The sequence below is a fragment of the Delftia sp. UME58 genome, from assembly GCF_014170385.1.
GTDB classification, from domain to species: Bacteria; Pseudomonadota; Gammaproteobacteria; order Burkholderiales; family Burkholderiaceae_C; genus Comamonas; species Comamonas acidovorans.
The window spans coordinates 1-15,564 of record NZ_LZZV01000028.1 but is presented as its reverse complement, the minus strand read 5'-3'; the positions used below and the strand labels follow the sequence as shown (position 1 = coordinate 15,564).

The window sequence follows — 15,564 nt, the reverse complement described above, 5'->3', positions numbered from 1 at the left end:
GCCCCCCCCAGGGGGCAGCTTTTTGCCTTGGGGCGGCCCGGCGGCAAAAAAAGGCCCCCACGCTACCCTTGCTGTGCAAGGTCCGCTGCCCCCCCAGGGGGCCGCTTTTTGCCTTGGGGCGGCCCGGCGGCAAAAAAAAAGGGCCTCACTCGGAGGCCCTTGTCGTCACTGGAAGCCCAGCGTATGCGGCAGCCAGGTGGATAGCGCGGGGATGAAGGTCAGCAGGCACAGCACCACGAAGTGGGCCAGCAGGAACAGCGGCATCTCGCGCGTGAGATCGGTGATGGACACGCGCGTGGCCACCGAGGTCACGAACAGCAGCCCGCCCACGGGCGGCGTGATCATGCCCAGCGTCAGGTTCACGATCACCACCATGGCGAAGTGCGTGGGATCGATGCCCAGGCTGAACGCAATGGGCGCCAGGATGGGCACCAGGATCATCACGCCGGGCAGCGGCTCCATGAAGATGCCGAACACCAGCAGCAGGATGTTCACCGCGATCAGGAACAGGGTGGGCGACAGCTGCCAGCTCACGATCAGCTCGGACAGGTACTGTGGGATGCCCTCCACCGTCAGCACCCAGGCAAAGGCGGCCGAAGTCGCCATCACCAGCAGCACCGAGGCCGTCAGCATGGCCGAGCGCGCCGCAATGCCCGGCAGCGCCGACCACTGCAGCGTGCGGTACACCCACTTGCCGCAGACCAGGGCATAGAACACGGCCACCACCGATGCCTCGGTGGGCGTGAAGATGCCGAAGCGGATGCCCACCACGATGAGCACGATCAGCATCAGCGCGGGAATCGCCTTGAAGCTGTTGATCCACATCGTGCGGCCGTCAGGACGTGGCTCGGTGGAGCGGTAGTCGCGCTTCCTGCACACCCACCAGTTCACGGCGGCCATGGCCAGCGCGATCAGGATGCCGGGGATGAAGCCGGCCATGAACAGGCCGCCCACGGAGACGTTCTCATCCTGCAGCGCGTAGATGATCATGCTCACCGACGGCGGAATGATGGGCCCCACGATGGCCGTGCTGGCCGTCAGCGCCGCCGCGTAGGAGCGCGCGTAGCCGGCCTTGTCCATCATCTTGACCATCATCGAGCCGGGGCCGGCCGCATCGGCCAGGGCCGAGCCCGAAATGCCCGAGAACAGCGTCAGCGACAGCACATTGGCATAGCCCAGGCCGCCACGCAGATGGCCCACGAACTGCGCTGCAAAGCGCAGCAGCACATGCGTGAGCGCACCGCCCGACATCAGCTCGGCCGCCAGGATGAAGAAGGGCACGGCCATCAGCGGAAAGCTGTCTATGCCCGTGAACATCTCCTTGAACACGATGAGCTGCGGATAGCGGCCGCCCACGAAGACGGCCAGCGCGGCGGAGATCGCCAGCGCGAAGGCCACCGGAAAGCCCAGCGTGAGCAGGACGATGATGGCGATGAAAAGCGTGATACCCATGATGTGCGTTCGAATCAGTTATTCATGGCAGAGCGATGGAACTGACATGCTCCAAGGCAGGAGACACCAAGCAAGGGCCGCCCCGCAGCGAGGGTGTCGTCCCCTGGGGGAAGGCGCGCAGCGACTCAGGGGGGTCATATGGATGCGGCTGCGTCGGCATCCATCTCGTCCGATTCGGCGAAGGAGCCGTCTGCGATATAGCCGCGCGCAATGAACAGCAGATGCACCAGCATCAGCACGAAGCCCACGGGCATGGCCGCGTAGACGAAGGAGATCGGAATGTCCGTGGCCGCCGTGGTCTGGAAGCGCGTGGCCCAGACGTACTGCGACGAGGCCACCGCCATCACCGCGCAGAACAGGCCCACGCCCAGCACCACGAGGCGGCGAAGCCATTGCGCCTTGCGCGTGCCCACCGAGCGGTGCAGGTTGTCGATGGCCACATGGCCGCCGAAGCGCAGCACCAGGCCCGCGCCCAGGAAGGTGACCCAGATCATCATGTGCCGGGCCACTTCCTCGGCCCAGACAATGGAGTCGCCCGTGGTGTAGCGCAGCACCACATTGGCAAACACGATGCAGGCCATGGCCAGCAGCAGCACGATCAGCAGCCAGCGGTTGCAGGCCACAAGGGCGCGTTCGATTCGGTTGAGCATAGGAGTGGGCGAGGGCAGGAGGGGAGTGGCGCAAGGGCCGGGCTGCCGCCGGATGTCAGATCATCGGCGCAGGCGCCGTGCGGGGCCACAGGTGTTGCCCGCAGCGGGGCGCCCTGCATTGCGGGCCGCAGCCCGCAATGCGTCAGGGGATTACTTGGCGTTGGCGATGGTGTCCAGCGTCTTCTGGCCGAACTTCTTCGCGTATTCCTTGTAGGCCGGCTCCAGCGCGGTGCGGAAGGCGGCTTGGTCCACCTTCTCCACCACCTGCATGCCATGGCTCTTGGCCTCTTCCACGCCCTTCTTCTCCACCGTGTCCACGAACACGCGCGAAGCGATGGCGCCCGACTTGGCGCCCTGCGTGAAGGCCGCCTTCTGGCTGTCGTTCAGCGTGCCCCAGAACGAGGGCGACACCAGCAGGGCCATGGGCGCGTACACATGGGCCGTCAGCGTCAGGTGCTTTTGCACCTGCCACAGCTTGGCCGAGGCCAGCACCGAGATCGGGTTCTCCTGGCCATCGATCGTGCCCTGCTGCAGCGCACCGATCACCTCGGGCCAGGACATGGGTGTGGGCGATGCGCCCAGCGTGCGGAAGGCCGTGATGTGCACGGGGTTCTCGGTCACGCGGATCTTCAGGCCCTTGAGATCGGCCACGCCGTTGACGGCGTGCTTGTTGTTGGACAGGTGGCGAAAGCCCTGCTCGCCCCAGGCCAGCGCGACCAGGCCGCGCTTGCTGAACTTGGCCAGCAGCTCCTGGCCGAAGGCGCCGTCCAGCACGGCGCGCGCATGCTGCGTGTCGCGGAACAGGAAGGGAATGTCCACCACGCCCACATCGGGCACGAAGTTGCTGATGGCGCCCGTGGAGACGATGGCCGCCTCCACCGTGCCCAGCTGCAGGCCCTCGATCAGCTCGCGCTCGCCGCCCAGCGCGGACGCGGGGAACTGCTTGAACTTGTAGGCGCCGTTCGTGCCCTTCTCCACCGCATCGGCCCAGGCCTGGGCCGCCGCACCGTAGTGCGAATTCACGGCCAGGGCGTAGCCCACCTTGACCTCCTTGGTCTGGGCCAGTACGGCGCCAGCCGAAGCAGCCGCCATGGCGGCCACGCAGGTCGAAAGAAGGGTGCGGCGGATCATTTGCATAGCGGCAGTCTCACTTGTTGTGTGTTGAAAAATGGCCCCCACGCTCCCCTTGCAGGGCAAGGTCTGCGGCCCCCCGCAGGGGGCCGCTTTTCATCCTGGGGCGGCCCGGCGATGAAAAAAAGAGCCCATGGATTGTAGTGACCACTCCCCTTGTGGCGACCACGTACAAAGCGCTCGTCATGTGCGTTGAGGTGCATCTGATTTGGCGATGTCGCGGGCAGCGATCGGCATATCAACCAATGGACAGACGCACCGGCTTTCCCACGCGGCTCAACATTTCAACCAGGGCGTCAATGGTGAACTTTGCAGTCTTTCTGTTCACCACATCCGAGATGCGCGGGCGGGACACCATCAGGATCTCTGCCGCGTCTGACTGCTTCAGGTGATGCTGTGCAATCCATTGCGCCAGCTCCGCCATCAGTTGCTCCTTGAGAAGATGGGTGTCGTTGATCTGCTGGCGCGATGCAGCTTGCAGCTTCAATGCCTCGTCTTCAGGAAAGCCCAGCTCCAGAAAGAGGTTTGCCTTCGCCTTGGTCACATGGCGGATTTCTGTATCGATCTTCATTTGTTGGCCTTTCTCATGTGGACCACGGCACGGTAGCGCGCCGATGCGATGTCCTTGTCGTGCCGGCTTGTCACCTGTGATTTCTTCTGGAAGCAGTGCAATACATAGACCGCTTCCTCGAACTTGGCCACATACATCACCCGGAACGCTCCGCTGGCGTCCCTCACGCGGATCTCCCGTGTCCCGGCGCCCACGTCGTCGAAGGGTTTCCAGTCCTCCGGTTCCTGGCCTGCCTGGACCTTGCTCAACTGAAAGCCCGCATCTCGCCTGGGGCCTGCGGGAAAGTCCCGCAGATCGTCGTATGAGGATCCGACCCAGCGGATGTCTTTGTCCTGCTCCATGGAAGATCCTTGTATAAAATTTTATACAGGCATGCCGAAGGCGTAAAGCGGCTGTATGGCCTTTCGAGTGCGTGCATCAAAGCAAAAACGCCCGAGGCGCAGGCATCGGGCGTTTTGCGTCATGGCAGGGGTGCCGTCTTCGTGCGCACGGCTCAGCGTGCCCCGATCCGCTCGAACTCGCTCTCCACCGCCGCATGTGCTTTCAGGATGCTTTGCGAAGGCGCAGGGCCCATGCGGCTGACGACCACCGTGGCCAGCCAGGCCAGGATGAAGCCGGGGATGATCTCGTACAGGCCCAGCCAGCCGAACTGCTTCCACACCAGCACCGTCACGGCGCCGGTGATGATGCCTGCCAGCGCGCCGCCGCGCGTCATGCGGCGCCAGAACAGCGACAGGATGATCACCGGGCCGAAGGCGGCGCCGAAGCCGGCCCAGGCATAGCTGACCATGCCCAGCACCTTGGAGTCGGGGTTGCTGGCGATGGCGATGGCGATCAGCGCCACCAGCAGCACCATGGCGCGGCCTATCCAGACCAGTTCGATCTGGCTGGCGTTCTTGCGCAGGAAGGTGCGGTAGATGTCCTCGGTCAGCGCGCTGGAGCACACCAGCAGCTGGCACGACAGCGTGCTCATCACGGCCGCCAGGATGGCCGCCAGCAGCGCACCCGAGATCCAGGGGTTGAACAGCTGCTTGGTGATTTCCATGAACACCGTCTCGGCATTCGCGTTCACGGCGGCCACGCCTTCGGGATGGGCCGCGAAGTAGGGGATGCCGATGAAGCCCACGGCCACGGCGCCGGCCAGGCACAGGATCATCCAGGTCATGCTGATGCGGCGGGCCGAGGGAATGGTCTGCACCGACGAGGCCGCCATGAAGCGCACCAGGATGTGCGGCTGGCCGAAGTAGCCCAGGCCCCAGGCCAGCAGCGAGACCACGCCCACGAAGCTGGCGCCACGGAACAGGTCGAACTTCTCTGCCGCCACGATGGCGTGCAGGTCCTGGCCCGGCTGCAGATGGCCCTGCACGGCCAGCCAGGCGATCACGGGCGCCAGGATCAGCGCCGTGATCATCATCGAGGCCTGGATGGTGTCCGTCCAGCTCACGGCCAGGAAGCCGCCGATGAACACATAGGCGATGGTGCACAGCGCGCCCACCCACAGGGCCGTGCTGTAGGGCATGCCGAACATGTTCTCGAACAGGCGCGCGCCCGCCACCACGCCCGAGGCGCAGTACAGCGTGAAGAACACCAGGATCACCACGGCCGTCACGATGCGCAGCACGTTGGAGTGGTCCTCGAAACGGTTGGCCAGATAGTCGGGCAGCGTCAGCGCATTGCCGGCGCGCTCGGTGTACAGGCGCAGCCGCGCTGCCACCAGGCGCCAGTTCAGGTAGGCGCCCAGGATCAGGCCGATGGCGATCCAGGCTTCCGACAGGCCGGACAGGTAGATGGCGCCTGGCAGGCCCATCAGCAGCCAGCCGCTCATGTCCGAGGCGCCGGCCGACAGCGCCGTCACGAAGCTGCCCAGGCTGCGGCCGCCCAGGATGTAGTCGGAAAGATTCTTGGTGCTGAAGTAGCCGATGGCGCCGATGCCGAGCATGGCGACCAGGTAGATGGCGAACATGATCGCCGTCGGGTCGTTCCAGTTGAATTGCATTGAAGTGTCCTGCGTTGGTCGTGTTTTTTCGGGTGGTGCGGGGCGCTTGCCAGGGGCCGGTTGTGCCGGCCCCGGCCGTTCAAGCCATGGTCATGAGCTGTGCATTGCCGCCTGCGGCGGCGGTATTGGTGCTGATGGATTGCTCGTGGAACAGCGCGGCCAGGTCATAGCCGCGGCCCGCATGCAGCTCGTCGCTGTTGCGGCTTTCCACGCGCACCAGGGCGCCATCGCGTGCGGCGACCTGGGCGCAGACCTGCAGCAGGGCGTCGCCGTCGCCCTCGAACAGCAGGGCGGCCATGGGCGCTGCCGCATCGGCCAGGGAGTCGGCGCTGGCGCTGTGCAGCCACGGCACGCCGGCGTCGCCAGCGGCCGCGCGCAGCGTCTGCCAGGTGGCGGCGCATCCGTGGTCGGTGCCGGCCTGGGCGCCGGGCAGCACGGCATGGCAGGCGTTGCCGCTGGCCAGGGCCGCCGCCACCTGGGCCACCAGGCCCAGCGGCGTGCGCGGCAGTGCCCAGACGGGGCCGCGCGGCAGCAGGCGGTAGCGGTTGGATTCGCCCGTGGGGCCGGGCAGCAGCATGGCGGCGTCAAGGCGCGAGGCGGCCAGGGCCTCGTCACAGGCGGCCAGGGCCTGCACCTGCTCATCGGCGGACATGTCCTGGGGCGGAGCCTTGGACAGCGTCTCGCGCAGCAGGCCCAGCAATTGCAGCGGCGCCTGGGCGGGCGACTCCACCCTTGCAAAGACCGACAGCGCCGCGCTGGCAGGCCCCTGCACCAGCCGGTGCAGGTACAGCGGGCCGCCGGCCTTGGGCCCCGTGCCGGACAGGCCCATGCCGCCAAAGGGCTGCACGCCCACCATGGCGCCGATCACATTGCGGTTCACATAGATATTGCCCGCATGCACGCGCTGGGTGAGGTGGGCAATGGTCTCGTCGATGCGGCTGTGCACGCCGAAGGTCAGGCCGTAGCCGGTGGCATTGATGCCATCGACCAGCGCGTCCAGCTGCTCGCGCCTGAAGCGGATCACATGCAGCACGGGGCCGAAGACCTCGCGCTGCAGGCGCGTGGTGCTGTCGATCTCGATGAGGGCCGGGGCCACGTAGTGGCCATTGAGCACGCCGTCCTTGCGTTCCACGCGCGTGACCTTCTGGCCCGCTGCGGCCATCTGCTCTATGTGCTGCTCGATCTGGCGGCGCGCCGCATCGTCGATCACGGGGCCCACATCGGTGCTCAGGCGGTCGGGGTTGCCCAGGTTCCACTCCTGCAGCGCATCGCGCAGCATGGTCAGCGTGCGGTCGGCCACATCGTCCTGCAGGCACAGCAGGCGCAGGGCAGAGCAGCGCTGGCCGGCCGAATCGAAGGCCGAGGCCAGCACATCGGCCACCACCTGCTCGGCCAGGGCCGAGGAGTCCACCACCATGGCGTTCTGGCCGCCGGTCTCGGCAATCAGCGGAATGGTGCGGCCCGCAGGCGACAGGCGGCTGGACAGCTGGCGTGCAATCAGGCGCGCCACCTCGGTGGAACCCGTGAACATCACGCCCGCTACCTGGGCATGGGCCACCAGGGCCGCGCCCACGGTCTCGCCCGTGCCCGGCACCAGTTGCAGCGCGTCGCGTGGCACGCCAGCCTCGTGCAGCAGGGCCACCATGGCGGCGGCCGTCAGCGGTGTCTGCTCGGCAGGCTTGGCCAGCACCGTGTTGCCGGCGGCCAGGGCCGCAGCCACCTGTCCGCAGAAGATGGCCAGCGGGAAATTCCAGGGACTGATGGCCAGCACCACGCCCAGAGGGCGCTGCGCGGCGTTGTCGAAATGCGCGGCCGCCTGGGCGCCGTAGTAGCGCAGGAAGTCCACGGCCTCGCGGACCTCGGCCACGGCGTTGGCAAGGGTCTTGCCTGCCTCTCGCATGATCAGGCCCATCAGCGGCTGGCTGCGTTGCTCCAGCAGGTCGGCGGCGCGGGCCAGCGCGTCGGCACGGGCGGCGGGCGGTGTGCCGGCCCAGATGGGCGCGGCCTGCGCGGCGCGCGCGGCGGCGGCTTCGGCTTCGGCCGCCGTGGCCTCGCGCACCCAGCCCACGATGTCGGACAGCTCGGCCGGGTTGCGCATGGGCTGCCAGCCTTCGGTACGCGCCGGGTCGGCAGGCAGGTCGGCATCTGCGGGGGCGGCCAGATAGGTCTGGCGCGTGCTGTGCAGCAGCGCGGCGGCCAGCGAGGCCAGTTGCTGCTCGTGCGCCAGGTTCAGGCCCTGGGAGTTGGCGCGTGCCTGCCCTGCCTTGTCACCCTGCTGCGCGAACAGATCGGCCGGCAGCGCAATGCGCGGGTGGGGAGCGCCCAGCCGGCCTTCATGGCGCGCGATCTTCATCACCTCATCTACCGGGTCGGCCACCAGGTCGGAGACCGGCACGGAGGCATCGCCGATGCGGTTCACGAACGAGGTGTTGGCACCGTTCTCCAGCAGGCGGCGCACCAGGTAGGCCAGCAGCGTCTCATGGCTGCCCACGGGCGCATAGATGCGGCAGGGGCGGGCCAGCTTGCCTTCGGAGGCCGGGCCCGTCACCTGTGCGTACAGCGGCTCGCCCATGCCGTGCAGGCACTGGAACTCGTACTGGCCGCTGTAGTAGCTGCCGCCCACGGCCTGGGCCAGGTGGTAAATGCTGGCCAGGGTCTGCGCGTTGTGCGTGGCGAACTGGGGGTAGATGGCATCGGGCGCATCCAGCAGCTTGCGCGCGCAGGCCAGGTAGCTCACATCGGTATAGACCTTGCGCGTATAGACGGGGTAGCCGGCCTGGCCGCCTTCCTGGGCGCGCTTGATCTCGCTGTCCCAGTAGGCGCCCTTGACCAGGCGCACCATCAGGCGGCGGCGGCTGCGGCGGGCCAGGTCCACCAGGTAGTCCAGCACCTGCGGGCAGCGCTTCTGGTAGGCCTGGACCACAAAGCCTATGCCGTTCCAGCCCTTGAGCGAAGGCGCGGCACACAAGGCCTCCAGCAGGTCCAGCGACAGCTCCAGCCGGTCGGCCTCTTCGGCGTCGATGTTCATGCCGATGTCGTACTGCTTGGCCAGCTCGGCCAGCTGCAGCACGCGCGGCAGCAGCTCGGCCATCACGCGCTCGTACTGCGCGCGGCTGTAGCGCGGGTGCAGGGCCGACAGCTTGATGGAAATGCCCGGCCCCTCGAAGATGCCGCGCCCGTTGGAGGCCGCGCCAATCGCGTGGATGGCCTGCTCGTAGGCCTGCAGGTAGCGCTGTGCGTCGGAATCGGTGGCGGCCGCCTCGCCCAGCATGTCGTAGCTGTAGCGAAAGCCCTGCTTTTCATAGGCGCGGCTGTTGGCCAGCGCCTCGGCAATGTCCTGGCCCGTCACGAACTGCTCGCCCATCAGCTTCATGGCGCGGTGCACGCCCTGGCGGATCAGCGGCTCGCCGCCCTTGCCGATCACGCGCGTCAGCGCCGACGACAGGTTCTTCTCGCTGCTCGTGGACGTGAGCTTGCCCGTCAGCACCAGGCCCCAGGCCGCGGCGTTGACGAACAGCGAGGGCGAGCGGCCCACATGGGCACGCCAGTCGCCCTTGCTGATCTTGTCGCGGATCAGCGCATCGCGCGTGGCACGGTCGGGAATGCGCAGCAGCGCCTCGGCCAGGCACATCAGCGCCACGCCTTCCTGGCTGGACAGCGAGAACTCCTGGACCAGCGCCGCCACGCCGCTGCCGGCCGGCGCATCGCGCAGGCCCTGCACCAGGCGGGTCGCCAACTCGCGCACCTTGTCGGCCTGCTGGGCATCCTGGGCGCGTGCCAGCGGCAGCAGCACCGGCAGGCACTCGGGCTCGGGCCGGTGCCAGGCTGCCGTGATGGCAGCGCGCAACGGCGTCTGCGGCAGGATGGATTGGGCGAATTCCAGAAAAGGTTGCACCTCTTGGCCGGAGTTGGGTTGCGCCTCTTCGATCGCGACATCGCCCGGGCTGTCGCCTGCGCCTGCAAGCCGGATGGTGGTTGCCCCGCGCTCCAGCGCATCGACGTACTGGACGACGGCCTGTTTGATCAACCAGTGCGGTGTGCGCCCGATCTGCTGGGCTGCGACGCGGATGCGCTCGCGCAAGGCGTCGTCGACTTTGATGCCTACGGTGGTGGACATAATGGATTGGAAAGAGGAAGTGCTCTTCCGATGGCTGGGTGCAACCGGATTTGGCGTGATTTCACATGGGTTGCACCTTTTTTGATAGGGGGTAAACCCTTTGTGTTTTCCCAGGCAAGTTGCGTCCAAATGAGCCCGTCCGAGCCGGCAGCCCTCCAGCCTCCAGGATCTTCCCCTGGATGATTCCAGCGCCTGCGCTTACTGGCAATGGATGGTGAACTCTGCGGAAGCGTTGGCGTTTCCGGGTACGGCCCCGGTTCAGTCTGCACGGTGCGTCCCTGCAGCGGAATCGAGAACGCCGTCTGCCGATTTAAAGTGCACATGGACGTGCGCCGACCTTGCTTTTTTCAATCTGCTGCGCAGCCAAGCCGCCGGTTGCTGCTGTAAAACAGCAAGCAGGCGTGGCAGCACGAGTCAATGACTGCAAGGATGCGTTGTGTGCGGTACGGCCATGTAGTGCTGCGGGTCGCTGGCGCGCATAAGGGTGCTATCGGATTGCTTGTCCGTTGCCGCGCCCTGCCGCGTTTCCTGGGCCGGCGCGAGCGAACCCTTTCTTGGCAAGAGGGTTCGCTTCAGACTCAGGTCTTGTCGGCCGCCTTCAAGGCACTGATCTTCAGGCTGGGCTGCAGGATGGCCAGCGGACGGTCAGCCCGCAGGGTGCGCTGCGGTGGCTTGTGCTCGCCGGTGCCTGTGTCGTGCCCTGCCGCCACGGGAGTTCTGCCCGCGTTGCTGGTGACTGGCGCCGTGGTGGGCAAGGCGCTGATCTTGACGCTCATGCGCAGTCCGTTCAGGTCGCGCTCCAGCTTCAGTGCCTGCTGGCTGTCGCTCGCCTGTATGGCACGAGCGGGCTGCACTGCCGCCGTGGTGACTGCCGGGGCGCTGGCGACTGCCGTGGCCGGTGCTGCCGTGCGTTCCTGGGTCATGCCGGCCAGCGCCACGGCCGACGCAGCGTTGGAGGCAGGGGCGCCGGCCACGGCTGTCCTGGCATTGGCGGTTGCGGCGGTCTTGCCCGGCGGGGCCGATGCCACGTCGGTGGCCGCAGGCAGCAGCTTGTTGCTTGCCACGCAGGGCAGCTCCAGGCTTTGCGGCGGCTGGTAGGTGGTGCTGCGCTTTCTTTCAGGCAGGGTATAGGAGAGGTTGCAGCCCACCATGCCGGTGTCGGTCTTCCACTGCACCTGCAGCTCGCCCTGGTCGGACAGCCCGCGCGCCAGCAGCTTGCCAGCCTGGCCGATCACGCCCAATTCCTTGCCGTCCATGTCCAGTACGCTGGCGCCAAAGGGCACGGGCAGGTTGCCGGCCTGCCGCGCACGGATCACGGCCGAGCGGCCGTAGGCCGTCTTGAATACCAGCAGAGGCACGGCGCCGGCCAGTGGCGCGACGTGCTGGCTGGTTTCCTGGAGCTCCACGTCCGTCGACAGTCCCTTGGGGTCGATGGAGACCTCGTTCATCGAGAACGGCGTCAGATACGGGACGACGGCATAGCCCCGGCTGTCCACCTTCACGCCGGGCGCGTTGTTGATGCGCGCGCCTTCCGCGTTCTTGGCCTCCACGATGGCAAAGGTGTCGGACACCGATTGCGACAGCGTCACGCCGCCCGGGTGGGCCACGATGGCGCCACGCGCGCCCACCGAGAACTGCTGGTAGCCGCTGCTGGCGCTGACGCTGCCGCTGAGTTCGGTCTGCGATGCGCGGTAGGTGGCGTTGGCGCTGGCACTGGTACTGCTGCCGCTGCTGACATTCATGCCACCGGTGTTGTGGTTGGCGCTGAGGCCGTAGGAGATGGCGTTGTCGTCGCCCAGCAGCCCGGACAGGTTGGCCTGGGCCTGCACGCGGCCGTGCGAGTCGCGGTTGGTATTGGTGGAGAGCATCATGCCGCGCTCCATGCTGAGCGGAATCGACAGGCCCACGTGCAGGAACGTGTTGGACTGCCCCCAGGCATCGCGCTGGCGCGCTGCAGAGAGGTTGTAGGAGATGTTGCGGAAGGAGTTGCTGTAGCCAATGGCGTAGTCGACGTTGGAGCCCTGGCGGTTCCAGTACTTGGCAGTGGACGCCGTGAGGCTGAGGCTGCCTCCCCCGGGTCCGAACTGCTGGCCCATGACCAGGGAGGCACGGTTGCGCGGCCGGTACAGGTCCGTTGAGGGCCGTATCAGATCGGCCTGATCCCGCGCGCGCATGGCATCGTTGAGGCCGAAGAATCCGTTGGTGGAGTAGCGATAGGCGGCAATGGCCACATGGGTGCCGGTCTGCACAAAGGACTTGGCGTAGCTGGCGCGCAGGCTCTGTCCGGAAAAGGAGCCGTCATTGGGAATACGGGTGGAGGCGTGCGTCATGTCGGCGCCAAAGGCACCCCAGGGCGTGGTGAGCGCCGCGCCAATCATGGGCGAGATATGGCCCTTGGCCACGGACACGCCGCCGTAGCCGGTCAGCATGTTGGTGAAGCCGTGCTGCCAGGTCGCCTGCGAGAACAGCGGCGAGGTATTGGGCAGGTGGCGTACCACGCCCGCCGTGAGGCTGTAGCGGTCCTGCCCCTCGCGCAGCGACAGCGGTACGGCTGCGTAGGGCACGGCAAAGCTGCGCACGGCGCCATCGGCCTCGGTGATGCTGACCTGCAGGTCGCCGCCGTAGCCCGTGGGATAGAGGTCGTTGATGACGAAGGCGCCGGGCGCCACCGTGGTTTCGTAGAGCTTGATGCCGTTCTGCGTGATGGTGACACGGGCATTGGTGTTGGCCACGCCGCGCACCACGGGCGCGTAACCGCGCTGGGAGTCGGGCAGCATGCGGTCGTCACTGTTCAAGCGTATGCCGCGAAACGAGGTGGAGTCCATCAGGTCGCCACCCGTGTAGGTGTCGCCCAGTATGAGCTGGGAGGACCAGTCGGCAATGTCGCGCTGCGCGTAGGTGGAAATGTTCTGGTAGTTGCGCCCTCCGGTGTCCGCCCAGCTGAAGGAGCCGTTGTGCCGCAAATGCCAGCGGTCGATGTTGACGCCGCCATTCAGGCCCAGGTAGCTCTGCGTGGTGTTTTCTGCGTTGCTGGAGCGCCCGTGGTAGGTGTTGAACTGGTAGCCGAGCAGGCCGACAGGCACGCCGGCGCTCCATTGGTCCGGGCTGACATAGCCGCGCACCGAGCGGCGCAGCGAGGCCTGGGGCACGCTCAGGTCCAGTCGCTGCTTGCCGAAGTCGAAACTGGTGAAGGCGCCCGCAACGATCTGGTCCAGACGGTTGCAGCCACCGTCGGCAGCCAGCTTCAAGGTGGCCTCGGGCGGCAGGCGCGAGAGGTCGATGCCCACCTTCTCCAGCAGTGCTTTGTCCAGGCAGGGCAGCGCATCCTGCGAGCCGGCAGGGGCCTTGAACTGCACTTCGCTGCGGCCAACCCAGTTGCCGTTGATGTAGATGTCCGGGTTGTAGTTGCCTGCCGTGACCACGTTGGCGCGCGAGTAGCGCGAGACGTCAATGGTCTGCTGGCCGGCGTACAGAAAGCTGGGGTCGAATTCGACGGCAGCCGGCGTGGGCTGCCACTGGCCGGTGGACGTGGTGGTCGTGACTTCCTTTACCTGCTGGCCCTGCTGGGCCTCGGACTGCCAGCAGACCAGCACGGAGAGCAGCAGCGCATGGCCGGGCTTCAGCTTGAAGTGCCCGGCAGGGCCTTGCCCTGGCCCCGGCATTTTTCCTTGTCCTTGCATTGCATGCCGGCTTTTGATCCTCTTTTCTGAATCTGGAAAGACTGGCCTGATCATTTGCTTATCTCCTAATGCTGTGCGCCCGATGCAAAGTGAACGGCCAAGGCCGATGTACCAGTCCCGGTAAAGAGATTGATGCAGTTTCGCTGGGTATTAACGCTGGGTATCGGTGTGCTGGCCGGTCTGAAAATGCAGTGGCACTAGATAATCAGACCGGAGAGGACGGTGGATTCGCTTGGTTGTGTTCGAATTGCCCTTTTTATTGGGCGGAATTGCCAATCCTTGCTTCGTGGTTGAGACTGGCGCCCCAATCATTGATGCTGCTGAACATCACCGTGGCACCTGCCACGCCAGCCATATTGGCGCCCGCAGGTTCCTTGATTGGGAAGGTGGCCACCTGGCCGGGAAGAACGGGCCCAACGCCTGCCTCGAAGGATTTGCCGTCGAGCTGCACTTCAACGCCAGCCACATTGACCACGAAGGCGCTGGGATTGCGTGCTTTCAACACAGGCTGGTTTTTGGCGTCAACACCTGCCGACCATTGAAGCTGGGCAGGGGCTTCCTGGGCATTGCCGGGCAGATTGCCGGGCCGGTACATGAGCTTGACGCGGGTGCGAAAGGCGAACTGGAGATTGTTGGAGTCGCCTTCCATTTCCGCCTTGGGCGGGACGTCCAGTACGTTGAGCCAAAACAGGGATTCCTTGTCCGCAGGCAGTGCTTCGCCTGAATAGATGATGCGCAACGTCTGGCTCTTGCCCGCCTCGATGCGCATGATGGTGGGCATGATGACGAAGGGAACGTCAATATTCTCAGGCGATTCCTGGTTGTTGCCCTTGTCCAGCCAGGTCTGCACCAGGGCCGGCTTGCTGCCTTCGTTGGTGAGCTGGATGGTGGCTTCCTTCTCGCCACCGTGGAAGATGATGCGCGTGCCCGTCAATGTCACGCTGGCCTGTGCCGCCGTTCCAAGAAGAAGGGACAACAGGATGGCAGCAAGTCCATATGAACGTTTGATCGTCAGCATCGGAGAACTCTCTGGGTTTTGAGCGAAAGAATGGGGCCGGGCCCATGTCAGGAAAGCAGAGGACACGGCATATCGACCACCGCAAGGCGGCCGATATGCCTGAAGTCGGTGATTACTGATAGACCAGCGAGTAGGTCACCGAGGTGTCGGTACGGCCTGCGGTCACGGGGCCGGTGGCCACGTATTCAGAGGCGAAGCGGATGACGGCCCGGCCCGTGCCTCCGACCTTGTTGTCGATGTCCACAAAGCGCGATTGGGCGGAACCGATCCTCAGGCGCTCGTTGTTGCTTGGATCCACGATGGCGATCTGGACACCGGAGGCCACGGTGGGCCCACCAGCACCGCTGGCAGCTGCGGGATTGAGCATGCCGGTGACCAGGTCCACGTTGGGGCCGGCTTCGAAGAACACGGCGACCTTGGAGACAGGCGTCGAGGCGTTGGCGTCGGCGGCCAGCTCACAGCCACTGAGCTCCAGCGCGAACGCCTGGCGGCCGACCGTGGCGCCCACGGTGGCCAACTGGTTGTTCGCCACGTTGGGCAGCTTCACGCCGTCCTTGGCTGCGCCGTCGATCGTGGTGTCCACCTTGCAGGTGGTGTTGACCACCTCGCCCGTGAAGTTGATGGTGCCGTCTGCTGCTTGAGCGGTGTTCATGGCCATCATGACCAGGCCGGCAACCGATGTCAGCAATGCGATCTTTTTCATGGGTATTCCCTCAGTTGAAGAGATAAATGAATTCCAGCGGCGATGAATGCGCTGATGGAATATGAGACTGTGTGGATGGTTGAGTTGTTAATAAATCATCAGTGTTCCATGTTCACCTCATCAATCCAATGGTTGGTAACTGTCGGCATGTCAAGGAATGGCAGGGGTCGCGATAATGCTGGAATAGGTGGCGTCGCCGATATGGGGGAATTGTTCGGATGAGGGGTGTTGGGGAGGGGGGTGGAG

General features: G+C 65.8%; 10 protein-coding genes. All 10 read right to left on the bottom strand.

Features of this window, described 5'->3' with window-relative positions; genetic code table 11:
* Positions 1–165 precede the first annotated feature (165 nt).
* The 10 genes from A9976_RS10240 to A9976_RS10195 all read right to left on the bottom strand — a co-directional run bounded on the left by A9976_RS10240 (position 166) and on the right by A9976_RS10195 (position 15,318).
* Positions 166–1,452 carry a TRAP transporter large permease gene (locus A9976_RS10240; RefSeq protein WP_034363235.1) on the bottom strand — a complete coding sequence of 429 codons (1,287 nt, stop codon included), beginning with the start codon at positions 1,450–1,452 and terminating at the stop codon, positions 166–168.
* Positions 1,453–1,586: 134 nt separating this feature from the next.
* Positions 1,587–2,102, bottom strand: a complete 516-nt coding sequence (locus tag A9976_RS10235) for a TRAP transporter small permease (RefSeq protein WP_013800419.1) — start codon at positions 2,100–2,102, stop codon at positions 1,587–1,589.
* A gap of 150 nt (positions 2,103–2,252) precedes the next feature.
* Positions 2,253–3,239, bottom strand: a complete 987-nt coding sequence (locus tag A9976_RS10230; RefSeq protein ID WP_016450058.1) for a TRAP transporter substrate-binding protein — start codon at positions 3,237–3,239, stop codon at positions 2,253–2,255.
* 232 nt (positions 3,240–3,471) lie between these two features.
* Positions 3,472–3,804, bottom strand: a complete 333-nt coding sequence (locus A9976_RS10225) for a helix-turn-helix domain-containing protein (protein ID WP_013800421.1) — start codon at positions 3,802–3,804, stop codon at positions 3,472–3,474.
* Entirely contained in the window at positions 3,801–4,145 is a 345-nt protein-coding gene (locus A9976_RS10220) for a type II toxin-antitoxin system RelE/ParE family toxin (protein ID WP_013800422.1), read from the bottom strand. Before A9976_RS10220 ends, A9976_RS10225 begins: the two co-directional genes overlap by 4 nt.
* 152 nt (positions 4,146–4,297) lie before the next feature.
* On the bottom strand, positions 4,298–5,800 hold the full coding sequence (gene putP, locus A9976_RS10215) for a sodium/proline symporter PutP (RefSeq protein ID WP_183018911.1): 1,503 nt from the start codon (positions 5,798–5,800) through the stop codon (positions 4,298–4,300).
* A 79-nt stretch (positions 5,801–5,879) separates the two neighbouring features.
* The gene (gene putA, locus A9976_RS10210) at positions 5,880–9,917 is read right to left on the bottom strand and encodes a trifunctional transcriptional regulator/proline dehydrogenase/L-glutamate gamma-semialdehyde dehydrogenase (RefSeq protein ID WP_183018910.1); all 4,038 of its coding nucleotides are present in this window, start codon (positions 9,915–9,917) and stop codon (positions 5,880–5,882) included.
* Positions 9,918–10,495: 578 nt separating this feature from the next.
* Positions 10,496–13,579 carry a fimbria/pilus outer membrane usher protein gene (locus A9976_RS10205; protein WP_183018909.1) on the bottom strand — a complete coding sequence of 1,028 codons (3,084 nt, stop codon included), beginning with the start codon at positions 13,577–13,579 and terminating at the stop codon, positions 10,496–10,498.
* 274 nt (positions 13,580–13,853) lie between these two features.
* Complete coding sequence (locus A9976_RS10200) at positions 13,854–14,615, bottom strand: molecular chaperone (protein ID WP_183018952.1); 762 nt, start codon at positions 14,613–14,615, stop codon at positions 13,854–13,856.
* Positions 14,616–14,727: 112 nt separating this feature from the next.
* Complete coding sequence (locus A9976_RS10195) at positions 14,728–15,318, bottom strand: fimbrial protein (protein ID WP_183018908.1); 591 nt, start codon at positions 15,316–15,318, stop codon at positions 14,728–14,730.
* Positions 15,319–15,564: the final 246 nt, after the last annotated feature.